Consider the following 23,520-nt stretch of genomic DNA (forward strand, 5'->3'; position numbering starts at 1 on the left):
GTCAAACAAATTGTCTGCGGAAATTTCTCGACTTATGGGTCGATTTTATTCGCTTCGTACCTTTCAATATTTCTGTGCCTGGACCTCAATCCCGTTGGCCCTAAATCCCGCCCTAAATAGGGGCGCCGCGCCGTGTGTGGTGCCCCCGGCTGGTGCGATTACAAACTGTTACGTGAAACCCTTGGAGACCTTGATTCACCCCGTGGTTTTATCGGTCGCTGAAAAACTTCCGATAACAGCGTGCACACGCAACCATTCAACTTGGGGAGAGAATCGATGGCCGCTAATAAAGGCTTTCCCAGCAACCCGAGCCTGCTGACCTCTGCGGTCCGCAAGGCTCTGTTTACTTCCGCCGCGGTGACTGCAATCGCGGTCGGCGCACCCGGGCACAACGCCTACGCCCAGCAGGTAGGTACCTGCAACCCGATTTCCACCGAATTCACCAGCGGCACCGTACAGTGCAGCGGCGAGTTCGATGCGACCATCGAATACCAGGTGCAGGACTTTACCGTCGTTGGCGGTGAAGTGGCGCCCGGTGATATCAAGGTGGTGGTTGCCGAGGGCAGCGTGGCCACCGGTATCGAGATCAGCTCCATTGTCCCGGCCACCGGCGAAATCGTGGCCCAGGGCTCCGTTACCATAGAAAACCACGGCGACCTGACCCAAGCCGCCGGTGCGGCGCTGGAAGTCCCCGAAGAAAATATTATTCATTTTGGTGACGACTACGGCCTGCGCAAATCCGGCACGCAGGGTAATTACAGTGGTTACACCTATACCGGCTCTGTTCAGCTGGACTCCGATGGCAATCCGGTGGGCGATGCCGCCACCTTCGCCGAGGGCGTCGCGCCCGGCGATATGGCCAGCTATCTGGGGTTGGACCAGTCTGTGCTCACCGGCCCACTGCAGGACAACGGTGGGCCCATCGAGGATCTGAGTATTGTGATCGCCGACCAGGGCGAGCTGGACTTTGATGATATCGCCGCGATCAGCGCCGAGACCGACGCGGGCACTATCGATATCGCCAATACCGGCGATATCAGTATGGGCAGCGGCCTGAAAGTGGAATACCACACCCATTACAGCATCTCCAGCGGTGGTGTTAACCCGATCGATGTAGATACCGATGGCGACGGCGTTGACGACCTGCGTCTCTATGCCGACCGTAACCAAGTGTTCCTGCCCAACCAGAGCCGCGGCGGCACCCAGTACCGGTTTGAGACCTCCGCCAGCGTCATCGGTATCGACGCGGCCAGCGCCACTGGTGATATCAATATCAGTAATGCCGGCAGCATCGACGCCGGCGACGTGGCCTACGGTGTGCGCAGCCATACCGACAGCGGCGACATCGGCATCAGCAACACTGGCGATATCGCCCTGGGTGCCGACTCCGTGGGCATCAGTGCAACCACCGCAGCGAATGCCGAGTTGGTTTACCAGTACGGCTACAGCGTCGATAACGGCGTTTCCTACCGCCCGACAAGCGGCGCGCCTGGGACCAGCAAATACAAAGCCCCGGCTTACTTCCACAGCAGCACCGAATATGTCGGCAAGATCTTCAATGCCGATGGCGGTGATAGCCGTATCCAGATTGCCAATGCCGGCACTATTACCGTCGGCGCTGCGGGTACCGGTATCCTTGCCCATAACCCGTCCGGCGACGAGATCATTATCGACAACAGCGGTGATATCACGGTAGGTGCCGGCGAAGGCGGTGCCGGTATCGACGCCAGCGCCATGGCCGGCTTTTCTACCCAGTACACCGTCGAATACGCCCAGACCCCGGGCTGTGGCGGCTTTTTCGGCCCGCCCTGCGAGCCGCTGCCCTACGAGACCAATGTGGTGCCCGGTGATGGCGTCGAGGCGGGCGATGCGTGGTACGCCACTGACCTGGACGGCGACGGTATCGAAACACCCACCAAGCACTACTACAACCAAACCGTGAAGGAAGGTCGCGGCTACGTTGAAGACCTCGGTGATATCACCATCGTCAACAGCGGTACCATCGACATCACAGCGGCCACCGGTGCCACGGCGATCAATGCGGCTACCATGGGCGCCACCGCCATCGAGAACAGTGGCAGCATCCTAGTGGGCGCTGACAGCACCGGCATCCGTACTTCCGGTGTGGGCGAGACCCAGGTCATTAATAGCGGCGACATCCAGCTGGTTGGTGACAGCAGCCGCGGTATGCGTATTTCCTCCTACGTTTACCACATCTTGTTTGGCAACGACAGTATCGGTAATGAGGAAATCTACGGCGGCTTCGACCGCGAGGTATTGAACGACACCTATGCCGGCTTCGGTGGCGATACCAATGTGCTCAATAGCGGCAGCATTACTGGCACCATGGATAAGGCCGATGTGCTGGTCTACAACGAAGCCGGTGATCTGGAGACTATCAACCCTTATCTGGTGACGTCTGTGGGCATCTCGGTGTCCACCACCAACAGCAACCTCAAGGGCACCGACCTGCCGTTCGCGGCTTATGGGCCGGAATCTCTTGCCGCCTGGGAAGAGCGCACCGGCACTGAGCTCTCTTATCGCGACAGCATCGAGTTCTTCGAGACCAATGTGGTCAATACCGGCGACATCGCCATGGGCGACCTGTCCACCGGTATCCGCCTTTCTGCCACCTATGGTGAGGCCACAATTATCAACAGCGGCAGCGTGTCCGTGGGTGACGGCGTACTGGGCGAGCGCTTTGATACTTACAACCCTGTGCGCGTGCACTCCGTCGCTATCGCTGCGGACCCGGGTGGTGACAGCTGGGCCAACAACACCGTGATCAATACCGCCGACGGCGTGGTCAGCGCCGGCGAATTGGGCAAGGGGTTAATTGCGGCCAGCGTCGGCGGCGATGCCATGGTGATCAACGACGGCACCGTTACCGTTGGCAGTGGCGCCGTCATCGAGGCCAGCGACCACCGCGAAACCGCGTTTACCATTAATTCTGCCGGCCTGCAGTCCAGCACTGTGCTGGGTATTGATTCCTATGCGATGGTCGCCAACAACGGCACCGTCACCACAGGAGACAACTCCGCCGGTATCCAGGCAACCAACGCCACCGGGCCGGGCTTCTTCACCAACGCCTTCGAAGGCCAGGCCACGGCAGTTGCTGTCAATACTGGGCAGATTTCCAGCGGTGACCATAGCTTCGGCTTGGCCGTGGGTGGTGCCAGCAGCCTGGGTTACAACAGCGGTGATATCACCATCGGCAGTGGCGATTTCTACTCGACCAACTACTCCATGGGCTCCGCCGCCATGGCAAGCGCCGGCGGTCTTCAGATGAATCGGTACAGCACCCTGGTCAATGCGGGCACCATCACCACCGGTGATGACACCGCCGGCATCTTTGCTCAAGGCTTTTACATGGCCGCGGCGGTGCAGCTGGAGGGTGGCGAGATCGTAACCGGCGACGACACTTTTGGCATGCACGCCATTGGATACGTGCAGGCAGCAACGCAAAATGCCGGCAGCATCACTACTGGTGACAACAGCTTCGGTATGCGCACCTACGCAATTTACGCCAGCGCAGTGAACTCCGGTGATATCACCGTGGGTGACAACGCCATCGGCGTACAGGTGACTGGCGCTTCTGCCTATGCGGTCAATACCGGCAATATCACTACCGGTGACAACAGCACCGCCATGTCCGTGTTTAGCGGCGGGTCGCCGGCTTTCGTAGTTAACACCGGTACTATCACCACTGGTGCAAACGGTGTCGCACTGGATGTGCGCGGTCAGCACTTCGAGGACCTGGAGACCGGAGAGGTTGCTCCTAACCAGATACTTAACTACGGCAATATCACTGGTTCCATCATTACCGGTGACGGTGCCGATTACCTGAAGAACGGCGTGGCCGTAAATCAGTACGGACTGGTTACCAGCGCCGGCCGCATCACTCTGAACGACGCGGTCATCGACATGGGCGACGGTGTGAACACCTTCGTCAACGAGGTGGGTGACATCCTGTTCTCAGGCGACAGCGTCATCGACCTGGGTGCCCAAGGCCAGATGATCAACCTGTCATCCGGCGCTAACTACATCACCTTCAACGGCGTCAACGGTGTAGTGGGCGATACCCTCACCATCAATGGCGACGTGGTCTTCAACGGCCGCTACGACAACAGTGGCGAGCTGATTGTCGATGTAGCCGGCGGCAGCAGTGACCGCATCGTGATCAATGGCGATATGGTCGCGCAGGAAGTATTCAATTCCGGTGAAACCCGCAGCCTGTCGGTTCGTCTGGGTATGGTCGTGACCGAGCAGGCTCAGGGTGAAATCACCACCGGACCTGTACTGCAGGTCAATGGCGATGTAGAGGCGGATGCGGTGCAGTTTGCCGGTTTCGGCGGCCAGTTCGCCGACACTATTCTGTCTGCGGAGCTGCAGCAGGACGGCGGCGGCAACTGGGTGATCGCCTACACCGCTGGCCTGTCTAACCTGGGTGCCGCGGCCAGCTCTGTGTCGCACCTGGCCGAGAACATGTGGATGAAATCCGCCTCGGTTCAGTTCGATGAGCAGCGCGGCGCCAGCAGCAGTGAGCTCGGTCGTCAGCAAGGACTGCGCGCCTGGTCCACCATGTTCCACAGCGACAGCGACGTGGAAGTCAGTGGTGCGGTGGCGAGCCAGGCGCTGGGCTTCACCCAGCAGCTCGGTGGCCAGATGGCGGGTGCCACTTATACCACTCGCATCGGCGATCACTGGGTTTCCGTTAGCCCGATGGTGGGGCTGGGTACCGCCGATGGTAACCAGGTTGACCAGCAGTCCGGCGCACTCCTGGATACCAAGAGCTACGGTATCAGCGGCAACTGGAATTTGGGTGCCTTCTATGCCAGCGCCATGTATCAGGTGATGGATTTCGACGCGAATATCCAGGCTTATGATTCTGTGGCTGCTACCTCCGGTCAGGCGCACGGCTTCAGCCTCACCGGTGGCTGGCGACATCAGCTGGAATCCGGCCTGTCGTTGACCTCCTTTGCCCAGTGGGATGACGTCAAGATGGAGATGGACGCCTTCGCCTCCTCCGACGGTGCCTACAACTACGCTACCGATCTCGGCAACAGCAAACGCGCGCGCCTGGGTGTGAGCCTGAGCAAGTCCTTCTCTATGCCGGAAGGCTACGCAATGCCCTACGTGACCTTCAGTGTTGCCGATCGCGTGACCAATGACACCCATGACCTCCACAGCAACGGTGTGGCATTTACCAGTGATGTTTCCGGCAACGGCTTCAATATCGATTTTGGCGTCGATGGCCGTTATCGCGTCTGGGACATCAAAGGTGGCCTAGGCGTGCATAGCGGTGAGGTGGACAAGAATGGCCTGAGTGCCAAGTTCTCTGTCTCGCGCAGCCTGTAAAACACTGTGGTCGGGGGCGCCCTGCGCCCCCGTTGGTCATGAATTTTCATTGGGGTTGATACCCCCGGGAAATGAATATGTTTGAGAAGAAAAAGCTCTCATTTTGCGTGGCGGCAATCGCTTGGGGCCTGGCAGCAGCCATGCCGCTTGCGGCGCAAGAGTCTGGCGAAGAGCGAAAGCCAGCCAGCGCCGAAGAGCGCTCGCAAAGTAACGACACATCTGGCGTTAAAGAAACCAGAGTTAAGCGCACCGGTGAAGACCCGAACGAACTGATCGTAAGCGTACCGGAGACTGGTATCGAAACAATCGAGGTCACCGGCTCCCTGATTCCACGTACCGGCTTTGATGGCCCGGATCCCATTACGGTTATCGATGCCGATGACATGAAGAAGATGGGGCTCAATACGGTCTCTGATGTCATTGATACCCTGACTGCGAACTCCGGCTACTCGGAAGGCAAGTCGGGCGCCCTGACCACCGGTTTTACCACCGGTGCCAGCGAGGCCAACCTGCGGGGCCTGGGCGTTGGCCGCACCCTGGTGCTGATCAACGGCCGCCGCATTGCCGATTACCCGATGCCATTTGGCGGTGAGCAGAACGGTGCCGACCTGGGCACGATCCCGTTCTCCGCGCTGTCGCGGGTGGAAGTGCTGAGCGGCAGCGCCTCCGCGACCTACGGTTCTGATGCAGTGGGCGGGGTGATCAACCTAATTACCAACCGGGATATGGAGCGCACTTCGCTGTCCGTGAATACCGGCGCCTACGAGGAAGGCTACGGCTTCTTCAACCAGATGTCCTTTACCACCGGTGCCGTATTTGACCGCGGTTCCGTGACCCTCAGTTTGGAAAATGTGCGCTCCGAGCCGGTGGCGGCAGATCAAGTGAGTTTCCTGGACAGCAACGAACTGCCCTACACCGGCATCCGTGCCCAGCAGCGTGATCTGGGCAATGCCGCGGGCAATGGTTTCGTGTCCCCGATGGGGTTCAGTTGCGACGACCGGGGTATGTCTGCGTCGGAAAGTGCCAACGCCGATGGCGCTACGGTTTGTAATTACGACCTGCGCGAGGGCATCGCCCTGCAGAACGAGCTGGATCGCTCGTCACTGTTTCTGGATGGCCGTTACCAACTGACCGACACCATCACTGGCTTTGCCACGGTACTGGCCTCGAAGCAGGCGGTCAGCACCAAGCGCAATGCCACGGGTTGGAGCAATTTCCAGATCACCAATGATGACCTCGATAAAATCATCCGGGTCGATCGCAGCTTCGTGCCGGACCTGGGCTTTGTCACCACCAATTACGACCAGGAAATGTGGACCCTGATGGCGGGCCTGCAAGGCGAATTTGCGCTGGGCGACAACGCCTGGAACTGGGACCTGGGTTATTCCAAGGCCCGCTTCAAGGTGCAGCAATCCTCGCCGCAGCTGCGCGAGGAAGTACTCGAAGAGCTGTTGCTGGAGGGTGCCAGCAGTTATACCAAATATGGCATAGGGCAATATCGGGTCGACAACAACTTCTTCGAGAACGGCCTGGTGGACAATATCTTCCGCGATATGTCCCTGGAGCGGGATGCGCTGGTAGGTACTGCCACCATCGATGCGGCATCCGGTGCGCAAACCCTGAATGCCAAGGTGGTGGGTGAGCTGGGTGACCTCGGCGGCTGGCTGTATAACCCGGTGACCATGGCGGTACTGGCCGAATGGTCACACCAGGACACCGGTATCAGCCCTGATGAGCGCTACCTGAACGACTCCGGGCTGAGCTGGTTCAGGCAGTCTTCGGTGGTCTCTGCCGGCGACCGCTCCCGCAAGGCCATTGCCGCGGAATTCCTGGTGCCGGTGGTTGAGGACCTAGAGGTTACGCTGGCAACCCGTTTCGACCGCTACGATGACAGCACCGCGATTGGCGGGCGCAACACAAGCACGGCCAAGTTTGCCTATCGCCCGATCGATACAATGATGTTTCGCGGCCATTTTGCCCAGAGCTTCCGCGCGCCGGACATGTTCGCGATCTATGGCGAGTCCGGGGGCAATACTGATGTAGTGGACCTGTCCGCGGCTGGCTGTTACGACGATGGCAACATCTCCGGCTGTCCGCTCACTAGCGTCAACTTTATTCGCCAGGGCCGAACCGACCTGGATGAGGAAAAGGGCGATGACGTGGGCTTTGGCATTGTGCTGACTCCCACCAACAATGTCAGCGCCTCGCTGGACTGGTACCGGGTCAAGATGGAAAACCTGGTGGCACTGCAGCTGCCGCAATACCTGATGGAGTACGAGTACGGCTGTAACAACGGTGAGTACTCCATCGGCAGTCGCTTCTGCCAGGATGTGTTCAACCGGGTAGTGCGCGACGAATTCGGCCAATTGGAAACGGTAATTACCTCGCCGGCAAACGAGGCCTATCGTGAGGTTGAAGGTATCGACGCCGAAGTGCGTGCGACCTTTGAATCCCAGCAGTACGGTAACTTTGGTGTAACCTTGAACTACACCAACACCCTGGCCCATGACTGGCAGAAATTCGCCGGTGATGAGGCGCTGGACGTGCGCAAGGGTGAGATCGGTAGGTCCACGCCCGCGACCAGCACCAACCTGGTGTTGAGCTGGGCCAACCCGCTGAGTGCCTTCCAGTCCGTCGGAGGTGCGCTGTTTATTCGGCGTCAGGGGAGTGTGGATAACTATGCGCATACCAAGGAGTTGGAGCCCTATTACACGGCGGACTTGATTGCCCGCTACCAGGTCGATGCACGCCTCAACATTGGCTTGACGGTGAAGAATCTCACCAACGCCATGCCAGTCGAGGATGAGACCTATTCCTGGCCCAATTACTGGCAGCACCTGCAGACCCCCTTGGGCCGCAGCTATACCCTGTCCGTCAACTACTTCCTCAGTGACTAAATCCTGTAGATGTGTCGGTCGGCCCCGCAAATGGGCCGGCCACAGGAGAATAATTATGAAAATCAAATCTTTGCTTGGCTTTGCCGTGCTGGCGGCAGGCCTCGCGGGCGCGACGGCCTGCTCCGGCCCAACCGCTCAACCGCAAGTCAGCGATGAACAGGCCAAGCCCTTCGCCAGCCTGGGCGAGATGCCGGTCCCCTTTGAGGACCTGTTCCGCCCGCTGGCCTACAGCAATATTCGTATCTCTCCGGACGGCCGTCACCTGGCCGCGGGCAAGGTCCGCGATAATGGACTGATGGATGCCGTGATTATCGACCGGCGTACCATGGAGATTACGTCTAGCCTGGAAATGGCCGGCAATATGGGCGTGGCGGATATTCGCTGGGCCAACAACGAGCGTGTGCTGTTCAGTTTCAGCCGCAAGTCTGCCTTGGCCGAGGGTGCGGGCAACTTTTCCATCGCCGGCATGAATGTCGATGGTAGCCGCAAGGATGTGATCTGGCGCGGTTCCAATGACTATGGTGGCAATGAAAGTGCGATGCTGTCCGGTAAGATCGACGACGAACACTTCCGTGTGGTCGTCTACCCCTCCGGCAGCAGTACCAATTTCCCGCTGAACTATATCTACAAGCTGAATATCTACACCGGCAAGTCGACGCGCATTGCCCGCTCGCCGATCCGCTTGTCCCAGCCCATTTTCAAGAAGGGTGAGATCACCCACTGGGTGGGCCGCCTGGCCAACAGCTTCGACCACACGGTGGTTGCCACCCGCGAGGACGACGGTGGCTGGGAAGAAACCGTGTACGACAACTCCAAGGGCGTATTCGCGCCGGTGGCCTGGACCAATGAAGACGACTGGATGTGGTATTCCGATACCATCGAGGCGCCGACCAAAGGTCTGTACAAGGTCAATGTGAAAACCGGTGAGAAAAAACTGGTGTACCGCCATCCTAAAGTCGACTACTCGCAGACTTACAGTGATGACGACGGCAATCCTTGGGGCGCTCTGGTTAACTACGACTATCCCGAAGTCGTATACCTCGATGAGGACAACCACTACGCCAAGACCCACAAACAGCTGCAGGGTACTTTCCCCAACAGTGCAATCCAGATTGTAAACCGCACGGCCGATGGCAACGAATGGGTTGTGCACGTTGCCAGCGATCGTCACCCGGGCACCTACTACCTGTATAACCAGTTCGACGGCGCCATGAAGGAGCTGGCCAATCGCGCGCAGTGGATCGACCCGGCGAAAATGCCGGCGACGCACCCGATCCGCTTCAATGCGCGCGATGGGCTGGAGATTAATGGCTATATCACTTTGCCAGTGAGCAAAGAAGCCAAAGACCTGCCGCTGATCGTCTTGCCGCACGGTGGGCCTCATGGGCCGCGCGACTACTGGACGTATGATCGCGAGAGCATCCGCTTCGCCAACGCCGGCTATGCGGTAATGCATGTGAACTACCGCGGTTCCGGCGGCTATGGCCGCGAGTTTCTGTTCGGCGGCTATGGCAAGTGGGGCCGGGAGATGCAGGACGACCTGACCGATGCCACCTACTGGGCCATCCAGTCCGGTATCGCGGATCGCGAGCGCATCTGTATCTACGGTGCATCTTACGGCGGCTATGCGGCCATGATGGGTATCACCAAGGAGTCAGACCTGTACAAGTGCGGTATTGGCTATGTGGGGGTGTACGACCTGAACATCTTTATGACCGAGGGCGATATCCCCCTGCGTGAAGCCGGTCGCACCTATCTGAAGGCAGCCGTCGGCACCGATCCGAAGGAGCGCGCGCGTCGTTCCCCGGCGGCCAACACCGATCGTATCCAGGCGCCGGTCTTCCTGATTCAGGGCAAGCGGGACGTGCGCGTTCACTGGGCGCATTATGAAGCCATGCGCGATGCACTGGTCGCGCAGGATCATGCGCTGGAGACTCTGGTGGCACCGCGCGCAGCTCACGGCGCCCGTGAGGAAGACAGTCAGCTGGAAATTTACTGCCGTATGATCGATTTCTTCGATCGCCATATTGGCGACGGTAAGCCAACAGACGCGCCTGCCGATGACTGTGTCCCCGCAGGTGCGCTCGGACTTGAGTACAAATACTACGAGGGAGTGAAACGTGGTTAAGTTGCTCGCCGGTGTCGCCACTCTTTTGCTGGCCACTCTGTTGCTTGCCAGTAATGCGCTTGCCGAGGACTGGCAGCGCCCCGACTGCTCGACGTTCGAGGAATTCAGTGCGTGTCGCAATGCGGAGCGCAATGACTACCGTCGGCAAAAGCAGCAGGAGTTTCGCGCAAATGGGTTGTCATTCTGGTACTACGAACGTCCGGATTTTTCCGAAAACAAAGTGGTCGAAAAGGCACTGAAGGATAAAGTCGAGGGCGCGCTGTTTTTCTCATTCAGCGTGGAGCGTGATGGCAGCGTTTCCGCGGTCGAGCTCAGCAAGAAAAGCAGCGAGGAGGTAGCGGTCTACGCCGGGCCTATCCTCGCCGCGATGAAAAACTGGCAGTTTGTGCCATCGGAAAAATCCTGGGCGAACCAGGAGTGGCGCTATCAGTTTTTCTTCGAGCCGGAACAGTGCAATGAAGATACGCAGGAAGAAAGTTGCGAATCAGGTTCTGACTCCGGGCACGGAAAACAAAAATCTCTCTTGGTCGAGAAATAACGGCAGCCGCGGCTGCCGGACCCCCAGTTTAGCCCGGGCAATTGCTCGGGCTTTTTTTGTGCGCGCACAAACCGGTGGCGAATGCTGGACACAGTTGTGCTCTTACGCCGATACGACCGGGGAAACAGGGAATAGAAATATAGGAAAGAAGAGAGGTGGTGCCCAGGAGAAGACTTGAACTTCCACGACCGTAAGGCCACTAGCACCTGAAGCTAGCGCGTCTACCAATTCCGCCACCTGGGCAAACAGCGGGCTTGCCGCTGAGGCTGCGCATTATGGCGGTTTTGTTTCGCCAGTCAATTACCAATTGTGACTGGTGAGTGCGTTTGAGATCTCTGCTCTCAGAGGTGTCCGTTTTCCACTCAAAATTTGTAGTTAAATTACAAAAATGGGCGCCGAGCCATCTCAATAGACGTCGAAATATGTAAAAATACCGCCCCATGTTTGTTCCGATGAGGGGGGAAATTCCGTGGATCAAGATCAGAATGCACCGTTAAGGGAAGATGTTCGCCTGCTGGGCGAGGAACTGGGTACTGTGTTGCGCACCCAGGCTGGCGATGCCCTGTACGACACTGTGGAGACCATTCGCCAGGTGGCGGTCGAGAGCCGCAGCCACGGGGAAATGCCTGTAGGAAAACTACGAGAGCTGCTGGATCCCCTCGACGACGCGACGCTGCTGGAAGTGGCCCGGGCATTCAGCCAGTTCCTGAATCTGGCCAATCTGGCGGAACAGCGCCACCGCGAGCGCCTGCGCCGGCAGCACGAGCGCTTCCCCGGGGATCCCGACACCGACCGCGGCCTGCGTCAGGTGCTGACCGAATTGAAAAAAGCGGACGTGGACCAGAAGCAGATTCTGGACGCGCTGTCGGAACTGTCGGTAGAACTGGTGCTGACCGCGCACCCCACCGAGGTGACCCGCCGCACCCTGATCCGCAAGTACGATCAGATCGCCGACCTGTTGGCGGGCCTGGATCGCCCGGACTGTACCCGGGAAGAGACTGATCACCTGCGCCGCCTGCTGCGCGAGCAGATTCTCTCCGCCTGGAGCACCGACGAGATTCGTCGCGAGCGCCCCACGCCGGTAGACGAAGCCAAATGGGGCTTTGCTACCATCGAGCAGTCCCTGTGGCAGGCGGTGCCTCAGGGGATGCGAAATATTGAAGAAGAGCTGGCGCTCGCCGGTCTCGACCCGTTGCCGTCCGACTGGGTGCCGATCCGCTTCGCTTCCTGGATGGGCGGCGACCGCGACGGCAACCCCAATGTCACCGCCAAGGTGACGCGGCAGGTACTGAACCTGGCGCGCTGGATGGCCGCCGACCTGTATCTGCGGGATGTGGAAAACCTGCTCGCCGATCTCTCCATGCACCGCGCCAGTGACGAACTGCTGGCCCGCACCGGAGAAAGCCCCGAACCCTACCGGGTACTGCTGCGTGCAGTGCGTGACCGCCTGCGCAACACCCGTGCGCTGATGGAAGCCCGCGTGAACGGCAGTGCGGAACCGGAAGGCGAAATCTACCGCAGCGGCAGTGAGCTGTATGAAGAGCTGACCCTGATCGACCGCTCCCTGCGTGCGGTGGGTCTGGGCGCGATTGCCGATGGTCAGCTGAAAGACACCCTGCGCCGCCTGAACTGTTTCGGCATTACCCTGTTGCGCTTGGATATCCGTCAGGAGTCCACCCGTCACGCCAATGTGATCGATGCCATCACCCGCTTCCTCGATCTGGGCAGCTATGCCAGCTGGGGCGAGAAGGTAAAGCAGAAATTCCTGATCAGCGAACTGGAAAGCCGCCGGCCACTGATCAATGGTGCCTTTTTTGACAGCGAGTTCTGTACCGACGAAGTGCGCGAGGTGCTCGACACCTGCAAGGTAATTGCCGAGCAGGGGCCGGAAGGCCTGGGTGCCTACGTCATCTCCATGGCAAGAACTTCCTCCGACGTACTCGCGGTGATGCTGCTGCAGAAAATTGCCGGGGTTAAAGAGCCGATGCGGGTAGTGCCGCTGTTCGAAACCCTCGATGACCTCAACAATGCCTTTGGCACCATGAGCGCGCTGCTGGATATTCCGTTCTATCGCGAGCGGGTCAAGTCCGGCCAGGAAGTGATGATCGGGTACTCCGACTCTGCCAAGGACGCCGGTTTTCTTGGAGCCGCCTGGGCCCAGTTCCGCGCCCAGGAGGCCTTGACCGGCACCTTTAAAGAACACGGTATACCGCTGACCCTGTTCCACGGCCGCGGTGGCTCTATCTCCCGTGGTGGTTCTCCCACCCGTATGGCGCTGCTGTCTCAGCCTCCCGGGTCCGTGGCTGGCCGCATCCGTGTAACCGAGCAGGGCGAAATGATCCGGGTGAAATACGGTCGCCCATCGGTGGCTGCGTATAACCTGGAGCAGTATGTGGCCGCGACGCTGGAGGCGACCCTGCTGCCGCCTGCGGAGCCGCGCCCGGAATGGCGCGCGGAAATGGATCGTCTGACCCAGGCCTCCGTTGGCGCCTATCGCGAAGTGGTACAGGATGACCCGGCGCTGGTTTCCTACCTGCGCACCGTCACTCCGGAAACCGAGCTCAGCCGTCTTGCCCTCGGCAGCCGTCCGGCGCGACGCAAGCCCGGTGGCGGCGTGGAAACCCTGCGTGCAATTCCCTGGGTATTCGCCTGGACCCAGATGCGCCTGATGTTGCCCGCATGGCTGGGCACCGGCGCCGCGCTGGAAACCGGCCTGGAAAATGCCCCGGACACTCTGCGCGAAATGAGCGACCAGTGGCCCTTCTTCCAGACCGTGGTGGATATGCTGGAGATGGTACTGGCCAAATCGGATACCCGCGTCGCGCTGTGGTATGAAGAGCGGTTGAGTGACGATGCTGAACAGCGGCGCCTCGGCGTTGAGCTGCGCAGCCGACTGGCGCGCACCGTCGCCGCCCTGAGCGAGCTCACCGGCCGTGAAAGCCTGCTGGATAACAACCCGGTCATGCGCTGGTCCATCCGCGTGCGCGATCCTTACACCGATCCCCTGCATCTGCTGCAGGCAGAGCTGATGGCGCGCCTGCGCACTCGCGAGGAAGATCCTGTGCTGGAAAGTGCCTTGATGGTAACTATCGCTGGTATTGCCGCGGGGATGCGTAACACCGGCTAATCTTCCGGTGTTATTTCGGCGGCCATGAACGGCCGCCGTGTCTCTTCGTTGATTAAGTGCTCCAGCGCTTGGTTAATGCTTCAGGATCTCTCTGGATAGAATCTCCGCTGCCGCGAGTGATGGGTGGTCATCATCGTAATACAGAGGCTTGGATTCCTGCACCGCATAGCAGTATTCACTGTCGCAAAATAATTTTTCCGGTTCAATCAGGTAAACATTCTCCGGATAGTTTACTGCGTCAAAATGATTCAATATCAGGCTGTTTCGCTTTCGATAATAATCCAAGGACGTCCCTCGAATTAACTCCAGCGGCAAGTCGGTGTCGAGTGCATCATTTATCAGGTTTTGCACACTGACTCCGAGTTCCGGCATCGGCAGCAATACAAAAACACGCTCTTTTTTCTCCGCCAGTGCAAAGATAAGTTTATCCATGGATTGAACCATGACAGTTACCGAAGCAGAGACATCTTGAGAGGGTAATTCGGGATAGGTCTCAATATTGTCGCCCCAAAAAGCAAAAGACCAACGATGACCGACCACTACGTTCCTGATATCCGGATCATTCGCAATATATTGAAACGAATCGTCGTACCATGCTGCACATTCACTGGAATCGCTTTCAAGCTCAAAGGAAGGCGGGCAACCGGAAAAGCTAAAATGCTTGAGGCCCTGTCCTTTTTCTCTCAACTGTATTGCCAGTTCGTAAGCGAGCTCAATCGTGTGGCTGTCTCCGAGTGTCGCCCAGGTCACATTGTCTGAAAAATACTCGCAGGATTCCTCTGGCGCACGATAGCTTGAAATGTGGCAGTCAGATCGATAAGGGCTGGTCAAGCTCGCCATGTGGTGCAAATCGTTGAATAGCTTTGGGAATCTCGCTTCCAGCCCGTTGGAAATATATATTGCGAACGCCAGGCAGCCAGGAATAACCGCCAGAAACACAGGCTTGGATAGAAATGCTCTGTGGAACGTCTCGTAGTTTCTAAAATTTATCGACTCAACGTATTTGTAGCTCAGCCAGCCGAGTAGTAACGACAGCGGGATCCCTGGTAGCCACCAGTTGTCATAGCCAAAGTGAAATCCAAAAACGACGATTGGCCAGTGCCAGAGATAAATGGAATAGGACCTTTTTCCGACAAACTGAAGAAACCGGTTATTGGTGATTCGACTATCCTGGCGGTTCGCAAGAATTACCAGGTACGCGCCAAGCGTTGGCACCACGGCATGATAACCTGGCCAGGGCACAGTGCTGTTTATAAGAAAGTATGACATTGCGATAAGTGTCAGCCCGACCGATTCGAGTACCGTACGCGTAACATTAGACGCCCTTAGCGGATACGCGTACGCTACGCCGCCCAGGAGCATTTCCCAGGCTCTGGTCGGTAGTAAATAATAGGAGGCTTCGGGCCAGTTGTTCGCCGCAAAACAGCTAAACAGAAAGCCAACGAGGGTGCCGGCTACAAGTATCGCTTTGATTCGTTGTAGAAAAAGCAGTCGGCTCAGGGCTAATAGCATCAACGGATACAAGAGATAGAACTGCCACTCTACCGATAGCGACCATGTGTGAAGCAGCCATTTGTCATGGGAAGATGTATCGAAATATCCCGACTCTTTCCAGAACAGGATATTGGAGAAGAAGCCGGCACTTCCCACGATATGTTTGCCCAGAAGCTTGAACTCTGGCCCATATAGATAGAGGTAGCCGAATGCAAGCATGAATAGGCACAGCACGGATAGCGCCGGAATGATCCGGTTGGCGCGGCTCATGTAAAACCTCAGCAAGCTGAAGTTCTTGTTCTCCATGCCGGAGAGGATGATTCCGGTCATCAGGAACCCGGATATCACAAAGAAAACGTCGACACCTGCAAAGCCACCCGGAACCGTGTGCGGCAAAAAATGGAATAGCACAACAGAGATGACGGCCCAACCGCGCAGTCCATTGATGTCTACTCGAAAATCCCTTTTAGCCAAAATAGCAACCTCAGACCAATTTTATGCCGTGATTAACTCTTGAAAATAGCACGTTTAAGCTGTCACTCATGCTTGATGAAAAATCTATATCATTCTGGATAAGCCGAAGACTAAGGCTATGACCGTAAAAAATGAAAGATCCAGCTTCCAAAGCCAGAGATTGTGGCGACGGTAGACGGCAACTTCAAAGAAATAGTTGACGATGCCCGCTACCACGGTTCCATAAATGACCCCGGGTACCCCGAAAAGGTGCCACCCCCCAAGCATGCAGGAAAATACAATGACCGTTTTTAAAGCAACCAGCGTTGTAAATGTTCTTGAATCGCCGCGGCTGAGAAGAAACGGGCCGACTTTCGTGGCTACCCGGATAGCCACCCCGAGTGCCAGTGCTTCCAGCATCCACCCTGCATTTATATAGCGTTCATCATATAGGAAGTTGATTATTTCCTTGCCAAACACAACGAAAATTAGCGTAATCGGGAGGCAACTGCTTCCCAAAATCAATCGCATCTTGAATGTATGTGAACGAACTTTTTCAATGCTCTCATCCTGAACTTTCGAATAAATTGGCATCATCACTTTGTTGCTGATGTTGGATGAGATACTTTCGGAAAGCTGAGCCAGGGTAAATGCAATAACATATACCCCAAGTTCGCTCATTGTTAACACTTTACCAAGGAACAGTTTGTCCATCTGGTTGGCGAAGAATCCAATTAATGAAGAGACGAAAATCCACTTCCCAAATCGGATAATTTCTTTCAGGTGCGTTGTTTCAATGCGAATCGCATGTGTATGCGCGCTTTTCAAAAAGATATGATTGAGCGTGACATTGACAAGTGTCGCCAGCACGCTACCGAATACCAGGGCCCATATACTTGGATGGTAATAGCTCCAGCAAATCATTATTGAAACAGCAAAAATCTGCGTGGAGATCTGAATGATAGTCTGTTTGCCGATAGTAAGGTTTTTCTCGGCTGTTGCGTATGCCGTTGTTTGGAAACCTTGAATAAGTGCACTAAGGCCAAGTGTCGCAAGCACCGGGAAGATGTCGGGTTCATTGTAGGCAAGTGAAATGGGGTATGCGAGGAGTAGGCAGATTAGAAAAATCAACACTCCTCGAATAATCTGTATGGTCCACGCGGTATTGAGGAAGTCGCTATCGGCTGTTGATTTGTGCCGGATTATGGATGTCTTGATCCCGATGTCACTAAACATCATCGTGCCGGTGATGAAAACTTGGGCCAACGCCATCAGCCCGAACATTTCCGGCGCGAGTAATCTTGTCAGAATAAGGTTGGATGCTAACCGTATCAGCTGGCTTGACCCGTATCCTACTACCGTCCACCCCGCGCTTCGAATACCTCGAAACTTCATCGAATCACTATGCTTAATGCGCTGGAGAAACATAGTGCCACGGCTGGCTAATAACATTTAACTATCCTTGAGAATCTTAATCCGTTGCCCTTTAGTTGCAGGGCGCCAGCGATAAATCTAATTTATATATAAGGCCTGATACGCCGCACTGGAACAGTAGTGGCACACACAGCTGCATCCCGGCGCTACTTCACTTTGCATAACTCTTAGTACAAACGAGTGCACGCAATAGCCCAGTCAGAGCGGGCGCGGTGGAACCCTAGAGTTGCCAAGTGAGGAAGTTTGCCGGTTAGAGTTGCGCCCCGAAGAAGGTGCTGCAACTAGTCAGGCATTGATTTTGAATATTGTGACACTCCATGTCCTTACAATTGATTTGGTCTAGACCAGACGCCAGCGGGGTGGGGGCCGACTGTACACCTAGTGTGCTTTCTACTTTCGAGCAGATCCATTGCACCTGTGTTGCGCATGTATTGCACCGTGTGGCAATCACTGGGTAAGAAACGCGGAAAGATAAATTGTGCGCCAAAAGCGATGGTGGCTACAACGCACATCAATCACGGCAAGTGGAAGCAATATTGATACCTACATATTCCCCTGCAGCGGGTGACGCAGTATTTTGGCCGACAATAAGTTGAATTACGTCACATTTCTGCTTCATATTCAACAAGCATAACAGTAACATTGGGGGAAAAATTCTGCCAAGACGTGATTTGAGCGCCAGTCGAAGGCGCTCAACTTATTGAATTTCCACGCTTTTGCTGGCTCATGGACGTTTAGGCGATAGTGGATGTTCTGCTGGGAAATTCAAGAGGCCTGCGGCTCTACACCTTACGCCGTACAAAAATATATGCCTTAAAAATATCTAATTCTATAAATACATGGAGAGTATAGGATGCGTCCTGTTATCGCTTTGGGGTTGGATTCCGCCGATTCAGAATCAATTAAAGCCTGGGTCGAGAGTGGAAAGCTTCCGAATATCGCAAAGGTCTACAACGGTGGAAGCGTTTGCGCATTAAAGAATTATGACTGGTACCGGGCAGAGACGCCCTGGACGACCTTTCTGACGGGGGTATCACCGTCGAGTACAGGCTATTGGTCACCAATAAAATTTGATGGTAGTCAGTATAGAACCAAGCTAATACACAGCTTTGATTTTAAAAAATACCCGCCATTTTATTCTCGAATGAAAGGTAAAAGGATTGCCATATTTGATATGCCGCAGACAGCGATAGACGAATCTGTTGATGGCATACAAGTACTGGCCTGGGGGACCCATTCTGGCCAGACCGAAAGTATTTCCGAGCCACCCGAACTGTGGGGGAATCTTGTCGAGAAGTACGGTCCGCATCCATTATTAAATAATGATGGCGCAAACTGTTACAGCTATGAGCGCCTGCTCAGTTTGTTTGAGCGGATGAAACTGGGAATCCAGCGCCGAGCAGATATATGTGTGGATCTTATAAAGGATGGTCAGTGGGACTTTTTCTTGACCATTTTTGGTGAGTGTCATGTTGCTGGTCATTACTTCTGGCATCTGGGAAACGAGCATCCCATTAATCAGGTTCTAGGAAAGGAAGAGTGCAGAGATCTGCTGCTGGAAGCCTATCAGGAGGTCGATAAGGCAGTGGGTCGAATCCTGGAGGTCATACCCGAGGAAGCCAGGCTGATTGTGTTTTCGGCGCACGGAATGGGGCCGAACACAATGGACCTCCCCAGCATTGTATTTTTACCGGAGTTTTTATATCGCTGGAATTTTCCTGGCAAACGTGGAGTCTCCGGCATTTCTACTGCCCTGAATAAGCGGACAACCAGTAAAGAGTTTCAGCAGCGGTTTGGTATGGCCGCTTCGCTCTGGTCAATAACCAGAGAGCGCAGCGCTATCAATAACCTGTTGAAGCGAGTAACAAATCCTCGAAATTACAGAAGGGTTCAGAAGGCTATAGCGCCCTTTGTGCAATTGAACTCGATGTCAGACGCTATTGTGGATCCGATAGTGCTGAAGCAAAACGCGCGCGACGAGCCGTTTCAGTGCCCTAATTGGTATGAAAACCTCTGGCCAGAGATGAAGGCATTCTCGCTGCCCAGCTTTTCCGAAGGCTATATTCGCATCAACCTTCATGGCCGGGATGCCAATGGCACGGTGCCGCCCGAGCAATATGAAAGTGTATGCGACGAGCTGATTCAAGAGCTATGCGGGATGCAAGATGCTGTCAGCAAGAAAAAGATCGTTGATAGAGTCATTAAAACCCGTTCTGGCCCAAATGATACCGACCCGAATTTGCCGGATGCCGATTTAGTGGTTATCTGGAATGAAGAGGTCGTCTCGAATCATGTGACGACTCGCACGACGGGGGATATTGGCCCAGTTCCTTTTTGGCGAACTGGCAGCCACCGAGCGAATGGCTTTGCCGTTGTCTATGGGGAGGGAGTCGACAAGGTTGGGGTGTGTGAAAAAGGCCACGCCATTGATCTAGGAGAAACTTTTATAACCCTGGTCAATGGTATTCCAAGTGGGGATACAGAGGGGAGTTCTCTGGTTTCATTCACGCGCGAAGTCGAATTTTCGGAGTAACGTCAATGGCTAGCGTTGCCGTACTTCTTCCTGTTTACAATGCGGAGCGATACCTCGATATTGCTCTACAGAGTATTCTCGGTCAAAGCTATAGCGATTTTACACTGTGTATTATCGACGATGGTTCCACCGACAGTAGTCGTAAAATAGTCCTGGATTATGCGGCGCAGGACTCGAGAATTTTATTTCGATCCCGTGAAAATAGAGGGCTGGTTAGTACCCTTAACGAACTAGCCGCGATGACAGCTTCTGAATATCTCATCAGGATGGACGCTGATGATATTTGTGAAACCCGCAGGTGTGAAGAGTTGGTGCGCTTTATGGAGGCCAATCCCGACTGTGTGGCCTGTGGGAGTGAGGTGTTGTTGATTGACCCTTTCGGGCGGCCTATCCGGAAAATGGGGAGCCTTCAAACCCACGACAATATCGATGCGGCGCATCTAGCTGGTGCTGGCGGCGCTATCATTCACCCGGCAAGTATAATACGCACAAGTGTTTTCACCGCTATTGGCGGATACTGCGAGGACTACATGCATGCGGAGGACCTCGATCTGTTTCTTCGCCTCGCAGAGCAAGGGCGGCTTGCCAATTTGCCATTGACATTGCTTCAGTACAGGCAGCACTTCAATAGTGTTGGTTATGCGCACAGGGTCTTACAGCGAAATTCTACGTATAAGGCACTTCAACATGCATATATGCGGAGAAATATACGCCGCACCGTTGATTACAACCCCGAAGATGCCCACCCTATTACCAAGCGGGTGGTATTCCTCAAATGGGCCTGGTGGGCCCTTTCCTCCGGATATCGATCTACTGCCAGACACTATGCCCTTAAAGCGCTGGCGAAAAACGTATGCTCTTTTGATAGTTGGAAGCTTTTTATATGCGTGATCAGGGGGTATTGAGCTTCGCCGCTTGATTGTACCTCTTGGGTTTTTCTGCCTTGATGAAAATGGGCCGTTTCAGTGCGAATCGATAAGGAAGTTGGCTATGCCGGATGGAAATATGAAAATTGGTATTCTGGTGGTCTACTATTTGAATCCATCGGAAGAGTGGGTTATTCAGGAGCATTTCCGACGATTGGAGGCCTGCTACGATAACCAGTTCAAAATATATGGTGCGTTCAATCGTCTGGACCCCGGGTTGCACCACTACATGCACGGAAAAGAATATCTGCAGCCCGTGCGCTTGCAGGACACGGACCTGCGGGGAAGCCTTGAGCATATTTGGTACCTGGATCAGCTGAAATCCATCGCGCTGGACGATGATTGTGATTACATCTGTACTTTTGATGTTGATAGCTGGCCTATTTATGACGATTTTTTTGATCGTGCGAAGTCTTTATTGCAAGAAAATAAAGCAGATCTTATGGCTGTGCAGCGGGAGGAAAATGGCGATTCCTATCTTCCTCATCCCTCTTTTATATTTGCATCGGCAGCCCTGTTTCGGAAATTCAATTTATGCTTTGGTGCTCCGTCAGGAGACAGCGAGAAGGCTGGCTATAACCGTTTTCTTCAGCAGACCAAGCAGACGTTCGATACTGGGATAGGTATCGGGTATCGATTATGGCAGCAAAATATCCCATGGTTGAAAGTGCTTCGCTCCAACTCTGAGGATTATCATTTCCTGATGGGAGGCACTTATGGAGGATTGGTATTCCATATGGGGTCGTCTTCACGGGTCAAAAGATTCAGGGCTGAGGGCAAGCCCTGGACCAAAAGATTTGGTGATTGGTTGAAATCGATCCCCTTACTAAAAACGCAAGCAAAGCGAATTGTTTTTTGGCTGGAGAAATTTTTTCCCGATAGAATTTCAAAGCAGAATACTGGTAAATACCAAGCCATTCGTCGCGATTTGCTCAGCAATCCGGATGCGTTTTATAAAAAATTACTTGGGGGCTCCGGAGCCCGGAACCCCAATGTAGGCGGGAGTAAGACCGCGTTAATGGCCGGTGCAGACGGCTATGGTGGTCATTAGAGATCAGTGCTTGGGCTTTTCCGGCCGAAACACGCCAACATTGCGATACCCCTCATCCAGCAGGTGTGAGGCGTGCAGCTGGCTCATTACCCCGCGCGCGCAATACAGCAGGTACTGTTTGTCTTTGTCCAGTTTCTGGAAGGCGGTACTGAGGCGATAGAAAGGAATGACTTCTACCTCTGCGCCATCCAGCTCCAGCGGATTTATTTCTTCTTCGGTGGGGTGGCGGATGTCGATGACGGTGGCATCGCCAGGTTCAGTGAGGATATCCACTGGCGGCGCATCCTCGCCCAGGTCATCCATTACCTGATCGATGTTTTGCATTACCCGGTTGCCGATGGCGCGGTCCAGCACGGTAAAGTCGAAGCGGGTTTCCTCGTGTTCGACTTTTTCCATTTTCGCGCGGGTGGTGGGTTTGACCGAGATCACACCGCAGTATTCGGGCATGTTCGCGGCGAACTCCTCGGTGCCGATGGCGCGCGCAGTGCGGATGATGTCGGTCTTGTCGGAAGTGATCAGCGGGCGCAATACCAGGGTGTCGGTGACACTGTCGATAACCGCAAGATTTTTCAGGGTCTGGCTGGATACCTGGGCGATGGCTTCGCCGGTTACTACGGCATCCACGTCCAGCTCCTTGGCGACGACAGAGGCCGCGCGCAGCATCATGCGTTTCAGGGTTACCCCCATATAGGAGTCGTCTACCTGCTCCAGGATCTCTGCGACCACCTCATCGAAAGGTACGGTGATGAATTTCACCCGGTGGGAGGCGCCGTACTTGTCCCACAGATAGAAAGCCACTTCCTTGACGCCAAGCTCGTGCTGGCGCCCGCCCAGATTGAAGAACAGGAAGTGGGTGCGGATACCGCGTTTCATTGTCAGGTAGCTGGCCACGGTGGAGTCAAAGCCGCCGGAGACCAGGGACAGCACTGGATCCTGGGTGCCCAGTGGAAAACCGCCGAGCCCCTGGTGCAGCTCTTCAATGACATTCAGATTGTCGTGGCGCACTTCCAGTTTGACGGTAATGTCCGGGTTTTTCAGTTTCACCCCGGCGGCATCGGTATTCATATTCAGGCCGCCGCCCACATATTGCTCCACGTCCAGAGACTGGAAATCGTGCTTGCCGGTACGCTTTACCCGCACGCAGAACGTCTTGCCAGCCAATTGCGGGCCCCAGATGGCCAGGGTCTTTTGGTAAATGTCGTCCAGATCGCCGAGGGGGAACTGTTGCACCCGCGCAAAGTTGGCGATGCCCGGGGTGTGCGCCAGTACCTCTTCTATTCGGTCAGAAAGATGGGATACTGCATCCGGCGCCTGTGTCTCATCAAACACGACATCGATTTTTTCCCAGTCTTTCTGTACCTTGATCCGGTCGTCCAGCTGCCGCATCAGCTTGCGCAGGTTGTCGGCGAGCTGCCGCGACATGCGCCTGCGCACCGGATTGCTCTTGATGGTGATCTCTGGGAAAAACTTGACGACGAAGTGCATGAGAATGTGCCGGAACCGCAGGTGAATTTGAGGCCGGGGAGGGGTAAGCCCGCTTCCCGGGGAAAGGTGGCGAATTATAAACTCGCTGTGGGGATT

Annotated in this window: 11 protein-coding genes and 1 tRNA gene; 8 read left to right on the plus strand and 4 right to left on the minus strand. The window is 55.4% G+C overall.

Annotated features, from left to right (window positions below; all coding sequences use genetic code 11):
- Window positions 1-276: 276 nt before the first annotated feature.
- The 4 genes from Q1A74_RS07215 (at window position 277) to Q1A74_RS07230 (ending at window position 10,921) form a co-directional block, all read left to right on the plus strand.
- Window positions 277-5,358, plus strand: a complete 5,082-nt coding sequence (locus Q1A74_RS07215) for a hypothetical protein (RefSeq protein ID WP_299594167.1) — start codon at window positions 277-279, stop codon at window positions 5,356-5,358.
- A gap of 77 nt (window positions 5,359-5,435) precedes the next feature.
- Entirely contained in the window at window positions 5,436-8,255 is a 2,820-nt protein-coding gene (locus Q1A74_RS07220) for a TonB-dependent receptor (protein WP_299594169.1), read from the plus strand.
- A 55-nt stretch (window positions 8,256-8,310) separates the two neighbouring features.
- Window positions 8,311-10,383 (plus strand): S9 family peptidase, encoded by a 2,073-nt coding sequence (locus Q1A74_RS07225; RefSeq protein ID WP_299594171.1) that lies wholly within the window; start codon window positions 8,311-8,313, stop codon window positions 10,381-10,383.
- On the plus strand, window positions 10,376-10,921 hold the full coding sequence (locus Q1A74_RS07230) for a hypothetical protein (protein WP_299594173.1): 546 nt from the start codon (window positions 10,376-10,378) through the stop codon (window positions 10,919-10,921). The genes Q1A74_RS07225 and Q1A74_RS07230 overlap by 8 nt, the downstream gene beginning before the upstream one ends.
- A 156-nt stretch (window positions 10,922-11,077) precedes the next feature.
- Here the strand turns inward: Q1A74_RS07230 and Q1A74_RS07235 are convergent.
- A tRNA-Leu gene (locus tag Q1A74_RS07235) sits at window positions 11,078-11,164 on the minus strand.
- 226 nt (window positions 11,165-11,390) lie between these two features.
- Between Q1A74_RS07235 and ppc the strand changes: the two genes are divergently transcribed.
- A complete protein-coding gene (ppc, locus tag Q1A74_RS07240) occupies window positions 11,391-14,048 on the plus strand; it encodes a phosphoenolpyruvate carboxylase (protein WP_299594175.1) in 2,658 nt (885 codons plus the stop codon).
- Window positions 14,049-14,120: 72 nt separating this feature from the next.
- Here ppc and Q1A74_RS07245 read toward each other — a convergent pair whose 3' ends face one another.
- A complete protein-coding gene (locus Q1A74_RS07245; protein WP_299594177.1) occupies window positions 14,121-16,016 on the minus strand; it encodes an acyltransferase family protein in 1,896 nt (631 codons plus the stop codon).
- A gap of 84 nt (window positions 16,017-16,100) precedes the next feature.
- Complete coding sequence (locus Q1A74_RS07250; protein WP_299594179.1) at window positions 16,101-17,447, minus strand: oligosaccharide flippase family protein; 1,347 nt, start codon at window positions 17,445-17,447, stop codon at window positions 16,101-16,103.
- A gap of 835 nt (window positions 17,448-18,282) precedes the next feature.
- Here Q1A74_RS07250 and Q1A74_RS07255 point away from each other — a divergent pair.
- From Q1A74_RS07255 to Q1A74_RS07265, 3 genes are all read left to right on the plus strand, one after another.
- Complete coding sequence (locus Q1A74_RS07255; protein WP_299594181.1) at window positions 18,283-19,962, plus strand: alkaline phosphatase family protein; 1,680 nt, start codon at window positions 18,283-18,285, stop codon at window positions 19,960-19,962.
- A 5-nt stretch (window positions 19,963-19,967) separates the two neighbouring features.
- The gene (locus Q1A74_RS07260) at window positions 19,968-20,867 is read left to right on the plus strand and encodes a glycosyltransferase family A protein (RefSeq protein ID WP_299594183.1); all 900 of its coding nucleotides are present in this window, start codon (window positions 19,968-19,970) and stop codon (window positions 20,865-20,867) included.
- An 85-nt stretch (window positions 20,868-20,952) separates the two neighbouring features.
- The gene (locus Q1A74_RS07265; protein WP_299594185.1) at window positions 20,953-21,939 is read left to right on the plus strand and encodes a hypothetical protein; all 987 of its coding nucleotides are present in this window, start codon (window positions 20,953-20,955) and stop codon (window positions 21,937-21,939) included.
- 3 nt (window positions 21,940-21,942) lie between these two features.
- Here Q1A74_RS07265 and thiI read toward each other — a convergent pair whose 3' ends face one another.
- Window positions 21,943-23,424, minus strand: coding sequence for a tRNA uracil 4-sulfurtransferase ThiI (thiI, locus tag Q1A74_RS07270; protein WP_299594187.1), 1,482 nt, complete (start codon window positions 23,422-23,424; stop codon window positions 21,943-21,945).
- Window positions 23,425-23,520 lie beyond the last annotated feature (96 nt).

The sequence above is a fragment of the uncultured Microbulbifer sp. genome (assembly GCF_947504145.1).
GTDB lineage: Bacteria > Pseudomonadota > Gammaproteobacteria > Pseudomonadales > Cellvibrionaceae > Microbulbifer.

Bases quoted from the DNA above. Each gene is read 5' to 3' on its own strand.
- Q1A74_RS07215 (WP_299594167.1), top strand. From the start codon at position 277: ATGGCCGCTAATAAAGGCTTTCCCAGCAACCCGAGCCTGCTGACCTCT.
- Q1A74_RS07220 (WP_299594169.1), top strand. From the start codon at position 5,436: ATGTTTGAGAAGAAAAAGCTCTCATTTTGCGTGGCGGCAATCGCTTGG.
- Q1A74_RS07225 (WP_299594171.1), top strand. From the start codon at position 8,311: ATGAAAATCAAATCTTTGCTTGGCTTTGCCGTGCTGGCGGCAGGCCTC.
- Q1A74_RS07250 (WP_299594179.1), bottom strand. From the start codon at position 17,447: ATGTTATTAGCCAGCCGTGGCACTATGTTTCTCCAGCGCATTAAGCAT.
- Q1A74_RS07255 (WP_299594181.1), top strand. From the start codon at position 18,283: ATGCGTCCTGTTATCGCTTTGGGGTTGGATTCCGCCGATTCAGAATCA.
- Q1A74_RS07260 (WP_299594183.1), top strand. From the start codon at position 19,968: ATGGCTAGCGTTGCCGTACTTCTTCCTGTTTACAATGCGGAGCGATAC.
- Q1A74_RS07265 (WP_299594185.1), top strand. From the start codon at position 20,953: ATGCCGGATGGAAATATGAAAATTGGTATTCTGGTGGTCTACTATTTG.
- thiI (WP_299594187.1), bottom strand. From the start codon at position 23,424: ATGCACTTCGTCGTCAAGTTTTTCCCAGAGATCACCATCAAGAGCAAT.